Origin of the sequence: Spirosoma luteum DSM 19990, from assembly GCF_000374065.1 — a bacterium.
In the GTDB taxonomy this organism is placed as follows: Bacteria; Bacteroidota; Bacteroidia; order Cytophagales; family Spirosomataceae; genus Spirosoma; species Spirosoma luteum.
The window spans coordinates 840,786-855,513 of the sequence record NZ_KB893245.1 but is presented as its reverse complement, the minus strand read 5'-3'; the positions used below and the strand labels follow the sequence as shown (position 1 = coordinate 855,513).

Genomic DNA, 14,728 nt, shown 5'->3' with positions numbered 1-14,728 from the left:
TTCCGGCCCACGGAGTGATAGCCCATCCCGTGGGCATAGCAAAAACGCAAAACCTGCTCTCTATTTCTCCAGATGAATCGTTTGTGCCTGTTTCTGCGCTTTCAGGGCCAGTTCGGTTGCCAGGAAACAATGCTCCTGAGTCATGGCCGTTTCGGTGCGGTTCAATACGTCGTTCACCAGTTGTTCGCCGTAGGGAAGCGGTTCTTTGCTACAGTCCATGTAACGGGTTTCCTTCTTATCAGTGATGTAGAGATGATTGCCTCCTTCGTGAACGGCGGGGTCAATGTTCTTGCGAATTTCGATAAAGCCTTCAGTTCCCAGAATAGTAAGCCGACCGTCGCCCCAGCTTTTTAGGCCGTCGGGCGTGAACCAGTCCACCCGGACATAGCCCATACCCCCATCACCGCGTAGCATGACATCACCGAAATCTTCAAAATTTGGATATTGCGGGAAGTGGACGTTACCCACCTGCGCGGCTACGACATCCGCTTTTTTGGAGCCGGTAAAAAACAGATACTGGTCGAACTGGTGCGAACCAATATCGCAGATGATGCCGCCAAACTTCTTCTTGTCGAAGAACCAATCGGGTCTGGACTTAGGCGTCATGCGGTGCGGCCCAAGCCCGATGGTTTGAATCACGTTGCCAATGGCCCCGGCTTTCACCAGTTCTCCGGCTTTTACGGTTGCCCTGTTCTCGAACCGCTCGCTGTACATAATCGAGTAGATGCGTTTGGTCTCTTTTTGCACCTTGCGCACTTCGGCCAGTTGGTCGAGGGTGGTGATACCGGGTTTATCCGACATGTAGTCCTTACCGGCTTTCATGACCCGGATTCCCAGCGGAGCACGGTCCACGGGGATACCCGCGCTCAACACCAGTTGAATAGATTTATCGTCCAGAATTTCTGCTTCACTTTTCGCCTGCTTTGCCTGTGGATAGCGCTTGGCGAAGTCAGCCATCAACTCAGGCTCTTTGGCGTAGTAGGAAACGAATTCGCCCCCACCCCGGGTTACGGCTCCAACCTGACTGTTGATATGGCCGTGATTCATGCCAATCACCGCAAAGCGAATCCGGGCTGCCATTGGCAGTCCATCGCTCCCCGACACCTCAGATTTGATGATAGCCGGGGTTCCCGGCATAGAGTTGCTCGGCATAGAGGTTCCGATTGTGGGCAGGGCCACCAAACCAGCGGCTGTTGTGATGGCCTCCTTGAGAAATGTACGTCTGTTATCCATAGCTAATTTTGAATGAGTGAATGAGTGAATGATAGAATGGGGAAACTCATTTGTATTCACTCCGCTTCGGCGTACCGATTCTATCATTCACTCAGTCAAAATTACTTCTTCGCCAGCTCCAGTGCCTGCGTGGTTGTGTAATATTTGGCAATCATGTTCGGGACTTCCCAGGCGGGTAGTTTACCGGCTTTCAGGTATTCCAGGTATTTTTCGGCTACCCGGCCAAAATGTGATTCGTGGCCTTCTTTGTATTTATCGGGAATAATTACCTCCCACCCGGCGGCATTTTTCTTGACATCAACCCCCGGAAAAGCCTGTTGAATAGCGGGGAGTGCGGATTTAAGTGCTGCATCCAGGTCCTTGTTGCCATTAGCCGCTTCGATGTATAGAGCGGGTTTGTACTGTTGCTCCGCTCCCTGACGGATAATCAGGTTGGTCCTGGTGCCGCGCATAATGGAATAATGCGTATCGCCTGCCCCCTCGGGGGCTTTATAAGCCCACGTAACGGATACTTTGGCGTGAACACCCCGAAGCTGGTAGTTGATTTCGCCGTTGCTGTAAACGCGCAGGATACTGTCTTTCACCACGTCTTTTTTGAGATAATCCGGAAATGCATCCTGTTTGGTAATGGCCTTGAACTGGCTCAGGCTCATGTCGGTAGTCCACCGACGGGCCGAGTTCAATGTAATATCTTTCTGGTAATCAATAATCTGTTCCGGAAAACAGGCCCACTGTACCAGGTCGACCAGGTGCGTTGTTACGTCAACGATACCTTCGCCCTGCTGCGCTACGTCCATAAACCAGGACGGGCGAGTGAGAATACTCCCCGACACATTCTTGTAAAAATGGTGAACACTTTCTTTGGTGACGGCGGGGTTTTCGGGCGTTCCTTTTTCCAGCGTACCAAATAAAGCAGGCTGCTGCGAGAAGGCCCGCTGGAGCATAGTCGTTATTTCGTACCGCTCGGTCATGATGTCGTAGAGCAGCACGTTGTTCTTTTCGGCAGTAGCGAAGGCTTCTTTCAGTTCGTCGAATTTAGCGGCATTGATAACCATCGGCTTGTCGGCCAACACATTAAAACCAGCGCCGACCGTTTTCTGAATATAATCAGTTTTCAGTCGATTGTTACCCGCCATAACTACTACGTTCCCCTGCTTTTCGGCAATCATTTTATCCAGAAAATCGGGGCCTTTGTAAACCACCTCTTTCCAGCGGGTCGGATTCTCAGGACGCGTATTGTACCCTTCAATTTTATCGAGATGAAGTTGCAGGTCGGCAGTCTGGTCATCGGGTGCGTAGACGTGCACAACAGAATCCACATCCGGATACATCGTTTTCTGTACCAGGGCGGCATGAAAATGGCCTGGGTCCAGGGTAATCAACCGGAAGGCGGCTTTCGTTGTATCGGTTTTTTCGGCCGACTGGCAGGCTGTCAATAGCGTAGCCATAAGGAGGCTGCTGGCAAGGGGTATTTTCATTAATCAGCGTTAGTTATTTTGGTTTTTGGCGGGCAAAACGACTCCTACACTATTGTAAGCGCAAATACTGCCGTTTTTACTAGTCAATGGTTCGGCATTCCGTTTTGCGGTAGCGGTATTTTAAACCTTTTCTCCCGTAGAGCGTCTTATAAGTCAGGCTATTAAAGGCCGTTCGATTAACCCTATTTCTCCGCTTCTCCCTATGTGGCAACGCCCTTTAGTTTCAATTTTCCTGACTGGTCTTCTGGCTTCCTGCATGAGTGGCTCTTATCCGTCCGGCTCGCCATCAGGAGGGGCACAGTCACCACCCGATGATGCGTACCCCAACACGGGTAGTACCTACCCAAACTCCGGAAGGCAGTATCCTGATTCCAGACCACAGTCCCCCACTACCGGCAGTCAGTATCCGAACTCCAGAAGACAGCCTCCTACTTCCGGCAACCAGTATCCGAACTCCAGAAGCCAGTATCCGAACTCCGGCAGCCAGTACCCAAACACGGGTAACGCCTATCCTGGTGCTGGCAATCAGACGGGTAGTGGCCGTTCGGCCGATCCCGGCGTAACGGTAAATAACATCCGGCTAACGCAGGAGTATACCATTCTGGATTTGACCTATGTGGATACAAGCCAGCCGAGAAGAGATCAAAACGGCCGTCCTGTATCAACTAACACCATCGGTTTTGACCCGAACGCGTATCTGGTTTCGGCCAATGGAGCCAGAACGTTCAGGTTTATAAAAGTTGAAGGCATTCCCGTAAGGCGTGAACAGGTAGACCGCAACACAGGAAAAACCGTATTGGTGGGCAGGAACACCTTTCCCGGCGATCAGGTTTCCTTCTCCCTGTACTTTCAGCGACTGGACAAGGGGCTGGAGAATTTCGACCTGTTCGAATGCATTAGTGACCAGTACACCTGCTGGAATATATACAACTTATACGTCCATAACCCGGCCGATGAGGTCGTTTACCTGCCCCCAACTACCCCAACGCCCGTACCCAATCTACCCAGAGAATCGACATCCAAACTTCCTCCCGCGCCTTCCGGCAATTCGGGCGGGGAGATGGAGGCTCCTAAACCGAATGTGCCCGCTCCGGTTCCCGTAGCAACCATCGTGACGGTGTCGGGCATTGTGAGCGATGCCAAAAACAAGCGGCCCGTTACGGCTACCATCGACTATCAACTCTCGGCCAGCAAGCAGGCCATTGACTCCGTACAAAGTTTTGCCTCAACGGGCGCCTATCGGATGAGCCTCAACAAGGGGCAGGTGTACACCTACGTGGTATCGGCGCGGGGGTACCAGTCAACCAGCGGGGTGCTGGACTTGAGCAAAACCGCCGGAGGGCAGAAATTAACCCGCAACATTACCCTGACACCTTTGGCCGTGGGTGATAAAGTAACACTGAAAAATGTGTATTTCGAGATGTCGAAGTCCGATTTACTGTCGGCCTCGTTTGCCGAACTGGATAAACTGGTGGGTATGATGCAGGATAACCCCAACATGGCAATCCGGCTGGAAGGCCATACCGACATCATCGGCGATCACGACAAGAATCTCCAGCTTTCGCAGGACAGGGTTATCGCCTGTCAGCGTTACCTGGTTCAGAAGGGCATCAGCATCGACCGTATTCAAACCGTTGGCTATGGGGATACGCGCCCCATTCTAACCAAGGGTACGGATGAAGACCGCAAAATCAATCGCCGGGTCGAGTTTGCCATTCTGACGCTATAGTGGTTGTAGAATCTTTCTGTGTTGAACTAATAGCAGAGTACGTTCTGTCATTCCTCCACAACCGGGCTTCGGTTGTGGAGGAATGACAGGAAACGAACGTATCCACACACATCTGTAGGGGTTTCCGTAATGCCTGTGCTATACTTTTTGCAAAAACATCGTCTTCAGTACCAGCATTGTTTTCTCTATCCGCCCCTCAATTTCCTCCGCATCGAGTGTAAGCCGGATATTTTTCACGACTGTGCCTCTTTTCAGAATCGTGGATGCCCCTTTCACCTTTAAATCCTTCGTCAGCTTAACCGAGTCACCCTCAGCAAGGGCCGCTCCGTTGGTGTCTCTCACATCCATCGTCGTTCTTTTTAATACCCTACAAATGTAGGTAAAAGCGGGAACCTTGCAGGAAACGAATAGGCTACCCGCTTTCTGGCTACCCTGAGGGCCTATACTACCTCACAGAAGGCGTATTCCACCAAAATTAAACGGGAATTTAACCCTTGCAAAGCAACTGAAATCCAGCCAATTTTAGCGTTTCAACCCGCTAACCAATTAGAGTTTATGCTAAAGTTATTCACCATCGGCGATAGCATCAGCCAGGGATTTATGTCGGGGGCGGCTGCCCGTACGGACCTGTGTTATTCCACACTGCTGGCTAACTTATTCGGGATAGCGGACTATAAGTACCCCGACTGGCCGGAAGGCGGCTTGCCGGTCAATATAGAGGAGCTATTCAGGCTACTGGAGAAAGATTATGGCACGGATATCGACACCCTCGAGTGGACGCTGGCTTTCGCGGCCACTATACCCCGGTTTCTGAATAAGGTAGAAGCGTTTTATGAGCGGGATGCCTACGCAGCCGATAAACCTTACCCAAATAAGGCAATTCAGTATTTCCATAACGTGGCCGTGCGGGGCTTCAACGTGTCTGATGCCTGGCTCATCGACGGAGCTTACTGCCAGCGCAAAATTCAGGAGAGTGGTACGAAGGATGGTTTCTATGCAGCCCCAAACGAATCGCTGGTACGGACAGCCCTGAAAGTATTGAACCCGTCGCTCAAAAAAGAACATAACACAAAATCGCAGCTGGACTGGCTTGATTATCACGTTCAGAACGGTGGTGTTGAAAATGTAATCATCTGGTTAGGGGCGAATAATGCGCTGGGTACCATTGTCGACCTGAGCATCAATTACTCACCCGGCAAGGGCAAAACAGATACCCTGAGCCGCGACGAAATTTTGAAATACGGGTGGAATCTGTGGCATCCAACCGACTTTGCGGCTGATTATAAGGTCCTCCTCGACAAAATTGATGCGGCACTGGCGGGTACCAGCACAAAGGTTTTTCTGGCTACCGTTCCACTGGTAACCATTGCGCCATTGGCGAAAGGTGTTGGCGAAACATTTGAGGTGAAAATCCCGGATGATGACGGTAAAGACGATATAGTCACGTATTTTAAATACTACACCTACTTCCCGTTCAATGAAGCGTACGCCTTCAAGACGGGTATCAACCTCAGTTTCACCCAGGCCCTACACGTCGATAACTGCATACGGGCCTATAATAAAACCATCAAAAGCTTGCTGACGGAACGGAACAATCAGCAGCCGGGGCGTTATCATCTGGTAGACATGGCCGATATGCTCGACAAATTAGCCTTCAAACGAAACAACGGCGCTCCATGCTATGATTTTCCGCCTTATTTCTCGTTCAAATACCCAACTCCGAACACCAAATATTACCACGCAGACACACAGGGGAATCTGAAACAGGGCGGCATTTTCTCGCTCGATGGGGTACACCCAACCGCCATTGCGCATGGCCTCATCGCCTGGGAGTTTCTGAAGGTAATGAAACAGGCCAATGTACCCGGAGCCGACCCCGACGGTCTGGACTGGAAGGCTATTTTTGCCTCCGACCGGCTGTATCAGGAGCCGATTAAAATCATGCACGAGGTATATGACAACACCCACCTTGCCGAGTGGGTATTGCGCTTTGCAAAAGGATTCCATCGGGAAGAAACCAAACGCGAAAGAGAGGAATAACGGTGCTGAAGACATTAGGTTGAGGTTGCTCTTCATTAGGTTATCGGCAAAAAAACAGGCACGTTTGTACTGTACAGTCCTTTAACCAACGTCTGTTTCTGATATGCACCTCCGTATCAATGGCCGCATTTGGCTCGAAACAACAGCGGCCGATACCACGCAGCGATTCATGGGTATTGGTCGTCTTGAACTACTTGACCATATCCAGCGTACCGGCTCCATCAACCAAGCCGCCAAGGCCATGAAAATGTCTTACAAGCGAGCCTGGGAGCTGGTTCGTTCCATGAATACGCAGGCTGGTACTCCCCTGGTAACCACCCAAACCGGGGGCGAAAAAGGCGGAGGTGCCATCGTGACCGAAACCGGCGAAACGTACCTTACCTATTACCGCGCGCTCCACGAACGGTTCCAGCAATTTCTGGCCGATGAACTGGCTAACCTACCCCACTAACGACCTCCTTAGCAACTCAATTTCTCTTTCAACCCGTGCCAACGCTATATTCGTAGTGGAGGAAGGCGTCCTGAAATACGGCTTTCACGCCAAGACCACGCGTCGTGTCTCGCTGCCCACAAGCGTTATGCCCTGACAAACCGGTGTGGAGAAGTACCCTAAATCAAACCATCCGGTTACGTTTTGAGTTGAACTAAAGCCCATCGTACCAAGATTAAAACCTAGCGGGCAACCAAACAGATGGTTATAACGAAACTGTTCAGCCTGTTGACACCGCTCGTTTTCGTGGCAGGAATAGGGCTGATTATCATTCTGTATGGATTTGTGGACATGAAGCAGGAGAATAATGTGCTACAGTTCTTCTTCGGTATTCCTGTTGCGGGCGGTGCCCTCGGATTGCACTTTCTGATTCGTCAACTGGCGCATCACAATACGCTGCACGTATGGATAATGGAAGCCATTCTTGTTTTAATCATGTGGTATCTGTTTCAACGCTCCTGATCAGTATATAACACGCTTACTGGTTTATGAGCAGGCCCGCTTTTGTAGTTGGTTAGCTACTCCCTGTATTGATCTCTTCGTGCCCCGGCAAACCAATGGGTGTTGGGGGTATGGGTTACACCAAAACCATTTGACCGAACGGCTGTTATTGCTGCAAACAACTTGATAAACCATCATGGATAAGAAAGCAACCACTCTTGCAGGCCTTGCTCTGGGCGTAACACTGGCGGCCGGTTTCGGCCTCTATAAATATTTTAGCAAGAAACCCGGTACTACAGTCGGTACGGGTGCAGGCGGGACTAAGGGCAGGAATCTTTTCGGCGATGGTTACATAGGCAACAGCCTGGTTAAGAGCAGTGGTCTTTATGTGGGGCAAACAGATAACGGCCTTATTGGCGGTGGACTAGCTCTGGCCGGCAATCGTGCCAATGGCTGATTCTCCCTGGCCTGATAGGGAAGCAACCAATCCTTTTGTTTTCTTCGACCAGCCTGAAAACATAACCTAATCGGTTTTACAGACAGGCTGGTCAGAGACATTACATGATTACGGCGCAGTTAACGAATGGTGTTGACTGGATTCGTAGCCATATAGTCTGTAGTCGTATCATTTCCAATGTGCGTTGCCGTATAGTGGAACCAAATCGAAAAATGAATCAGCCTGCGTATATTTATGAAAGCTAGCGGCTGTGTAACACTGGTACGCGTAATCGTTATGCACTGGCTGGCACAAACAATCAACCCCTTAAGTACAGGTACATGAATCGCAGAAATTTTGTTCACTACTCCGCACTAGCCGTAGGCAGTGTATCGCTGATTAACCATCCCCTTTTTGCCCAACTGGCTGCCGACGACCCGTACAAGATGAAAATGGTTCGCGACACGGTGGGGGTGTTCACCGAAAAGGGTGGAACCATTGCCTATCTCCGCACTAAAGAAGGCTGGGTTGTGGTAGACACGGAGTTTCCGGAGCAGGCTCAGCACTTGATTGGCGCCCTGAAAAAAACATCCGATATCCCCATTCATTTACTGATAAACACGCATCACCACGGCGACCATACCGGTGGTAATATTGCGTTCAAAGGCTTGGTGGAGCAGGTGGTGGCCCATGAGAACTCGCTAAAAAACCAGAAAGCGGTAGCCGAAAAAGCGAAGACGGAAGATAAACAGCTTTACCCCGATACTACCTTCAGCCAGGGCTGGAAAAAGAAGGTGGGCGGAGAGAGCATCCGGGCCTACTACTATGGACCGGGTCATACCGATGGCGACGGCCTGATTCACTTCGAAAACGCCAATGTGCTGCACATGGGCGACCTGATGTCCAACCGCCGGTACCCATTTATCGACCGAAGTGCCGGAGCCAGCATCAAGAACTGGATTACAATTCTGGATAAAACGCTGACGACTTTCGATGGCAAGACCCTTTTCGTTTTTGGCCACGCGTTCGACCCCGAAAAAGTAACTGGGGGTAAAGAGGATATCAAGGCTTTCAAGGATTATCTGGAGAAGCTGCTCGTTTTTGTCGGTCAGGAAATCAAAGCCGGAAAATCAAAAGAAGAAGTCCTGAAAGTAACGGCTATTCCGGGCGTTACCGAATGGCAGGGCGACGGTATTGTGCGAAGTTTGCAGGCTGCCTATGAAGAACTGACTGCCTGATACTTGTTGTGTAATTTATTCAGCTGCATACAAGGGGGTCGATACACACAATCGCCCCCTTTTTCTAACGATTATACCCTATGCGTCTATTTAGCTTATTGTTTACTTTTTGGTGTACCGCAACCCTATCGTTGGCTCAATCGGGCAAATGGGTTGAGCTTTTCAACGGGAAAGACCTTAGGAACTGGGCGGTGAAAATAACCGGTCATCCGCTCAACGATAACTATGGCAACACCTTCAGAGTAGAAGACGGTAAAATGGTGGTGCGATATGATCAATACAAAGCCTTCGATGAGCAGTACGGTCATATTTTCTACAATAAATCTTTTTCGGCTTACCTGCTGGTAATGGAGTATCGATTCGTTGGTGATCAGGCCAAAGGCGGACCTGGCTGGGCCACCCGAAATAGCGGAGCCATGCTGCACGGGCAGGACCCCAAAACAATGGGGCTGAAACAGGATTTCCCGATTTCGCTGGAAATGCAGTTGCTGGGGGGCGACGGTCAGCACGAACGGCATACAGGGAACCTGTGCACACCCGGCACAAATGTGGTACGGGATGGCAAACTCTTTACGCCCCATTGCATCGACTCCAACTCGAAAACCTACGCCGGAGATCAATGGGTGCATGCCGAAGCCCTGGTGCTCGGCGACTCGCTAATTAAACACATGGTGGAGGGTGATACAGTCATGGCCTACTCAAAACCGCAGATTGGGGGTGGCAACGTCATCAACTACGACCCGGCCATCAAGAAAGACGGGCAACTAATCAGCGAAGGATATATTTCCCTGCAAAGTGAAAGCCACCCCGTCGAATTTCGCACCGTTTCCCTGTATGATTTATCATCCTACATGCGGAAGCCCAAAGAGTTGAATGCAGTGCTAAAGCAGCTACAGACCCGGAGAGACCATGTGTCCGGTAAATGAATTCTGACTGTGCATTTAGATTGCACCAGAGCCCTTTGTGAAAGTAACAAGGGCTAATTGTAATCGACTAATGAGCTATTGAATAACATCTTCAATGTGGATAAGCGATGATATTTGGTACTTACTCTGTGAAATATCCGGCTAGAAGTTGTTCAACTGCTCGTTTGAGAGGTGGTAGCTTGTTCGTAGCAACATCCCAAAGCAATTCCAGATCAATACCAAAATATTCATGTGCTACAAAGTTGCGGAAGGCAATAATTTTACGCCATTCAGTCTCGGAAGATAATTCTATTAGAGCATCCGATAGATGATTGGCCGCTTCTCCGATTATTTCCAACTGTCGCTCAACAGCAAAGCGAAACATGGGTTCATTATAAAGAGATTCCTTAATACGTCCCTCCATGAATCCATCGATATACTCAATAGACTGAAGTATATGCAGTAACCGAATTTTATCGTCAAGCAGCTTTTTCATAAATCAGTCGCTTTTCGAGTTCGATGTAAGGCCTAATTAGGGGAGATAATCCATTAGCACTAACTAGGTCTACAGGTTTCTCAAGTAAATCGGCCAGTTGATCCTGCATATCCAGAAACCGAAAAAAGTCAGCACCCTGCTCATAATCCAGTTCTACTAAAATATCAATGTCGCTGTCATCTGTTTGTTCACCCCTTGCCACTGAACCGAACAGATAAGCACGCTTTACGGGCTGCTTCTCGAAATAGGGAATGAGTTGTGGAAACATGGTTGATTAGCCAGACTAGTATATCGGCAAGTTATCAGAGATAAGTTATATTAATCGAAAATACTTTTCTTATGCATGTCTGTCCATACCTATTTTAAAGGTAACTGATTCCCTGGCAAACGGAAAACCCACTCACCGCTTCTTCCCTCCTTTCACGACCTCACTCGATAAGTTCGTTGTGAAAAAAGGGAGCATTTTCTGCTCGATGCGCTCGGCGATACGGTTGATGTGGTCGCCGTCGTATTCTTCGTAGGTGTGTGGGATCTGGTAGTTGGTCAGGAGGGCGTCCAGCGTTTTATTGGTGGCGGCAATACTCGCATCTTTTGAACCGGCATCAAATGCCAGCGCGTGGAGTTGTTTGATGTTGCCAATATATTGGTCGAGCGTAGCCAGGGGAGCGTTGGCCGCCCATTTGGCCGTAACTAAGGGTTGCGGCTGACCATCTTTCGTCGGCAAATCCAGGTAGAAGGGCGCATTCGTTGGGTTGGGCGACCAGGAAGCCGCTGATGCAAACGCAGCTTTTATGCCGAAATCGGCTTTCTCCAGTTCGTCCTGCGTTTTGATAGCTTCCATTTTTGTTGCCCGCTCCGAATTAGTGGGGCTGTTCATATTCGGCACCATGCAGCAGGGACTGAGCAAGTACAGACTGGAAAAGATTTCGGGGTGTTTCTGCCCGATACGTATCGTACCATACCCACCCATCGAGTGGCCCGCCAATCCACGGCTGCCGGCCTGCGGAATAGTGCGGTAGTTTTTATCCATATAGGCCACCAGTTCCTCGGCCACAAAATCCTCCCAGTTGCCAATGGTCACTGAGTTGGAATACATACTGCCGAAATACCGGTTGTAGGCGTTGGGTGTCACGATGATAAACTCCTTCGTTTTCCCCTCGGCCAGCGTCTTATCCATCACGGCAGGCAGATTAATCCAGTGCTTGGTGAAGCCGTACCATTTATCGTCACTGTCCGTGAAGCCGTGCAGAAAATAGATAACGGGGTAGTGCTGTTTTTTGTCGGTCTGGTAGCTGGGCGGCAAATACACCGACACATCCCTATCTGGTGAATCACCAGCCAGATTACCTTCCAGCCCTTTTCCGTGGACTTTTATGCGCTCCACTTTTCCGGCTTTTATGGACGTATTCTGGCTATGTGCCTGAATGGAAATGAGTAACGCGCTCAGTAAGAGCAACGAGGAAATGAAACGACGAAAGAGCCTGAATGGACGAGACATAGGGATACGGTTTACGCCGATAGAAGCATGATAAGGACCATTTTTACTACCTTTTTACACCCCTACCATATCGCTTTCGTCGGCTTTAATTTTTTCTTCGATGTAGATGACTATTTCGCTGGCGATGTCGGCACCCGTGGCTTTTTCGATGCCACCCAGTCCCGGCGATGAGTTTACTTCCAGCACCAGCGGCCCCCGTTCGGAAGAAAGCATGTCTACACCGGCCACTTTAAGGCCGAGGGCGCGGGCAGCATCGATGGCGGTCTGTTCTTCGGCGGGTGTGAGCTGAATGGCAACTGCATTGCCGCCCCGGTGCAGATTTGACCGAAACTCCCCTTCCACGCCCTGCCGTTTCATGGCCCCCACCACGCGGCCTCCCACCACAAAAGCCCGGAGGTCGGCCCCTTGTGCTTCGGCAATGAACTCCTGCACCAGAACGTGTTTTTTCAAGCCATAAAACGCTTCGATGGTAGATTTGGCCGCCTTGTTCGTTTCAGCCAGCACGACACCAATGCCCTGGGTGCCTTCCAGAAGTTTGATGACTACTGGCGGCCCGCCAACGAGTTGAATAAGCTGCGTGATATCCCCATTTTTAGGATGGTTGGCAAAAACCGTTTTGGGTAGGCCCACACCCGCTTTCGACAGGACCTGTAAACTCCGCAACTTATTGCGGGAACGCGTAATGGCCTGGGATTTCGCCGTTGTAAATACGTTCATCATCTCAAACTGGCGAACAACGGCGCAGCCATAATCCGTTACGGAAGCCCCAATCCGGGGAACGATAGCATCCAGCGGATCCAGTTCGCGTCCTTCGTATAAAACCGAAGGACGGCCCCCTTCAATCATGACCTGGCAATTCAGGTGATTGACAACAATACCCTCGTGGCCACGACTGTGAACGGCCTCCAGTAATCGCTGGGTCGAATATAAATCAGGCTTAGCCGATAAAATGGCGATACGCATCGGAGTTATTGATAGCTGAGTAGACTATGTTCGGGTACGGTATGAACAGTATCTGTAAGGCTGTAGGAAACAAGCACTAGTCTAGCGACGACTGTTGACTATTATCAGGCAACTCGCCATCGAGTTTTTGCTGGTAAGAGAGGTTCTTCTGCGCCACATCGACCACAAACCGATTTCGGAGCAACTTACGCCCCAGCAGCACCGGATTTTTAAGGGCTTCCCGGTCGGCCAGCGTAAACTCCGTTCGGATAGTACGGCCGAACAAAACGATGCGGGTTTCGATAACATACCGTTTTTCGGCCACACCGAACGAGTTGCGAATCATGCGCTGACTGAACTGGTCGCTGTAGAACTGCCGGGAGTCCTTTCCGGTTTTGTCAATTAATAAAAAACGTAACATTTTCTTTTGGCCCAACTTTACAAGCCGAACCTCCTTGCAATGCAGGGCCGATGTATAAGCTCCCGTATCGACTTTAGCCTGTACGTCGAATAACCCTAAATCCGGGAAATCGACCAGATCCGTCATGCCGATTATTTGTTTAGGATTAAGCATATGCCTTTTGTAATTCAGGTCAACCAGGGGATATTGACACCTAAAAAGGTATAAAGTCAGGTACGAATCAGTCGGCTAAACGTGAGCGACATATCCAGCAGTATCATTTTGGCGCGGGCGTTGCGTTCGAGGTGATAAGCGGCTTCGTTGAGGTCGGCTACAATCTGTTCGATGTGCTCGACAGTCAGGTATTTAGCAAAATTTTTAACGAATGTCAGTTCATTATCGGGTAGCCGCAGCAGGGCACTGGCTCCCTGTTGCCATAGAAATAAATCGCGGTACAGGCGGATGCTGTAATCAATTAACCCCTTCTGTTTTTCCTTGCTGAACCCGTCGAACTGGTCGGCCTGCTTAACGAGGGTAATCAAATCCTGCCGGTAGCAGGTCCGCATCCAGTCGGCAAACCACGTATGATTGTCGGGCCCACTGCTTCGGGCGGGGGCATCGTTCTGTTTGGCCAGTTTCAGGGCTTCGGCCAGATTGCCATCCGCCAGGTAGGCCATGCGCCGGGCGGTTGTTTCGTCGAGGTTCAGGTGCTGGCGCAGGTGCGTCGTTACTTCTTCATCGGTAAAGGTCCGCACCGCTATCCGCTGCGTTCGGGATAAAATTGTAATCAGCAGCTTATCCGGCTGGTTGGTCACCAGCAGAAACAGGGTCTGCGCGGGAGGCTCTTCCAGTACTTTCAGCAGCGCATTGGCCGATGGTCCGTTCATGAGTTCGGGCAACCAGATGAGCATGATTTTATACGCGCCCTCATACGCTTTCAGGGATAATTTTTGCAGGATAGTCCGGGCTTCTTCGGCCGAGATATTGCCCTGTTTGTTATCCGCCCCAACGGTTTCGAGCCAATCGGGCAGTGTACGGTAGGGCGTATCAAGCAGGAATTTACGCCAGTCGGCCAGGTACGCTTCAGACGTTTTTCCCTTTGCCAGATTGGCCACCGGGAACACCATGTGCAGGTCGGGGTGTACGAATTTCTGGATCTTTATGCAGGATGCACACCGTCCGCAGGCATCGTCGGCCAGTATGCCGGACTGCTGCCGTTCCTCGCAGTTCACGTACTGCGCCAGTGCCAGCGCGAGGGTGAGATTAGCGCTCCCGCTTGGCCCGTCGAACAACAGGGCGTGGGCCAGATGATTGGTTTTCACCGACCGCAGCAGCAGTTGCTTCGTTTCGTCCTGACCTATGATTTCGTTAAATAACACGCTTGATAACGAGAGAAACTGGA

The 14,728-nt window shown here is 50.4% G+C and carries 16 protein-coding genes; 7 read left to right on the top strand and 9 right to left on the bottom strand.

Annotation, left to right across the window (positions count from 1 at the left end; all coding sequences use genetic code 11):
- Positions 1-60: 60 nt before the first annotated feature.
- On the bottom strand, positions 61-1,233 hold the full coding sequence (locus B156_RS0103545) for a Gfo/Idh/MocA family protein (protein WP_018618257.1): 1,173 nt from the start codon (positions 1,231-1,233) through the stop codon (positions 61-63).
- Between the two features lie 101 nt (positions 1,234-1,334).
- Entirely contained in the window at positions 1,335-2,711 is a 1,377-nt protein-coding gene (locus B156_RS0103540) for a putative oxidoreductase C-terminal domain-containing protein (protein ID WP_018618256.1), read from the bottom strand.
- Positions 2,712-2,913: 202 nt separating this feature from the next.
- On the opposite strand from B156_RS0103540, the gene B156_RS0103535 reads away from it, so the two are divergent.
- Positions 2,914-4,440, top strand: coding sequence for an OmpA family protein (locus B156_RS0103535; protein WP_018618255.1), 1,527 nt, complete (start codon positions 2,914-2,916; stop codon positions 4,438-4,440).
- Between the two features lie 138 nt (positions 4,441-4,578).
- On the opposite strand, the gene B156_RS0103530 is transcribed toward B156_RS0103535, so the two are convergent.
- Positions 4,579-4,788, bottom strand: coding sequence for an alkylphosphonate utilization protein (locus B156_RS0103530; RefSeq protein ID WP_018618254.1), 210 nt, complete (start codon positions 4,786-4,788; stop codon positions 4,579-4,581).
- 207 nt (positions 4,789-4,995) lie between these two features.
- On the opposite strand from B156_RS0103530, the gene B156_RS0103525 reads away from it, so the two are divergent.
- From B156_RS0103525 to B156_RS0103500, 6 genes are all read left to right on the top strand, one after another.
- The gene (locus B156_RS0103525; protein ID WP_018618253.1) at positions 4,996-6,480 is read left to right on the top strand and encodes an SGNH/GDSL hydrolase family protein; all 1,485 of its coding nucleotides are present in this window, start codon (positions 4,996-4,998) and stop codon (positions 6,478-6,480) included.
- Between the two features lie 103 nt (positions 6,481-6,583).
- Complete coding sequence (locus tag B156_RS0103520) at positions 6,584-6,931, top strand: winged helix-turn-helix domain-containing protein (RefSeq protein ID WP_018618252.1); 348 nt, start codon at positions 6,584-6,586, stop codon at positions 6,929-6,931.
- Between the two features lie 240 nt (positions 6,932-7,171).
- Positions 7,172-7,432, top strand: a complete 261-nt coding sequence (locus B156_RS0103515; protein WP_018618251.1) for a hypothetical protein — start codon at positions 7,172-7,174, stop codon at positions 7,430-7,432.
- 175 nt (positions 7,433-7,607) lie between these two features.
- Positions 7,608-7,868, top strand: a complete 261-nt coding sequence (locus B156_RS0103510; protein WP_018618250.1) for a hypothetical protein — start codon at positions 7,608-7,610, stop codon at positions 7,866-7,868.
- A 320-nt stretch (positions 7,869-8,188) separates the two neighbouring features.
- Complete coding sequence (locus tag B156_RS0103505; protein WP_018618249.1) at positions 8,189-9,085, top strand: MBL fold metallo-hydrolase; 897 nt, start codon at positions 8,189-8,191, stop codon at positions 9,083-9,085.
- Between the two features lie 80 nt (positions 9,086-9,165).
- Entirely contained in the window at positions 9,166-10,011 is an 846-nt protein-coding gene (locus B156_RS0103500; RefSeq protein WP_018618248.1) for a 3-keto-disaccharide hydrolase, read from the top strand.
- A gap of 121 nt (positions 10,012-10,132) precedes the next feature.
- Here the strand turns inward: B156_RS0103500 and B156_RS0103495 are convergent, their stop codons facing one another.
- From B156_RS0103495 to B156_RS0103470, 6 genes are all read right to left on the bottom strand, one after another.
- The gene (locus tag B156_RS0103495) at positions 10,133-10,486 is read right to left on the bottom strand and encodes a HepT-like ribonuclease domain-containing protein (RefSeq protein WP_018618247.1); all 354 of its coding nucleotides are present in this window, start codon (positions 10,484-10,486) and stop codon (positions 10,133-10,135) included.
- Complete coding sequence (mntA, locus tag B156_RS0103490; RefSeq protein ID WP_018618246.1) at positions 10,470-10,754, bottom strand: type VII toxin-antitoxin system MntA family adenylyltransferase antitoxin; 285 nt, start codon at positions 10,752-10,754, stop codon at positions 10,470-10,472. The genes B156_RS0103495 and mntA overlap by 17 nt, the downstream gene beginning before the upstream one ends.
- Before the next feature lie 132 nt (positions 10,755-10,886).
- Positions 10,887-11,984 carry an alpha/beta hydrolase gene (locus B156_RS0103485; protein ID WP_018618245.1) on the bottom strand — a complete coding sequence of 366 codons (1,098 nt, stop codon included), beginning with the start codon at positions 11,982-11,984 and terminating at the stop codon, positions 10,887-10,889.
- A gap of 54 nt (positions 11,985-12,038) precedes the next feature.
- On the bottom strand, positions 12,039-12,947 hold the full coding sequence (gene rimK / locus B156_RS0103480) for a 30S ribosomal protein S6--L-glutamate ligase (RefSeq protein WP_018618244.1): 909 nt from the start codon (positions 12,945-12,947) through the stop codon (positions 12,039-12,041).
- 76 nt (positions 12,948-13,023) lie between these two features.
- Positions 13,024-13,500: an ATP-dependent zinc protease family protein gene (locus tag B156_RS28780; protein WP_040584945.1), complete on the bottom strand. Its 477-nt coding sequence runs from the start codon at positions 13,498-13,500 to the stop codon at positions 13,024-13,026.
- Between the two features lie 56 nt (positions 13,501-13,556).
- A complete protein-coding gene (locus B156_RS0103470; protein WP_018618242.1) occupies positions 13,557-14,705 on the bottom strand; it encodes a DNA polymerase III subunit in 1,149 nt (382 codons plus the stop codon).
- Positions 14,706-14,728 lie beyond the last annotated feature (23 nt).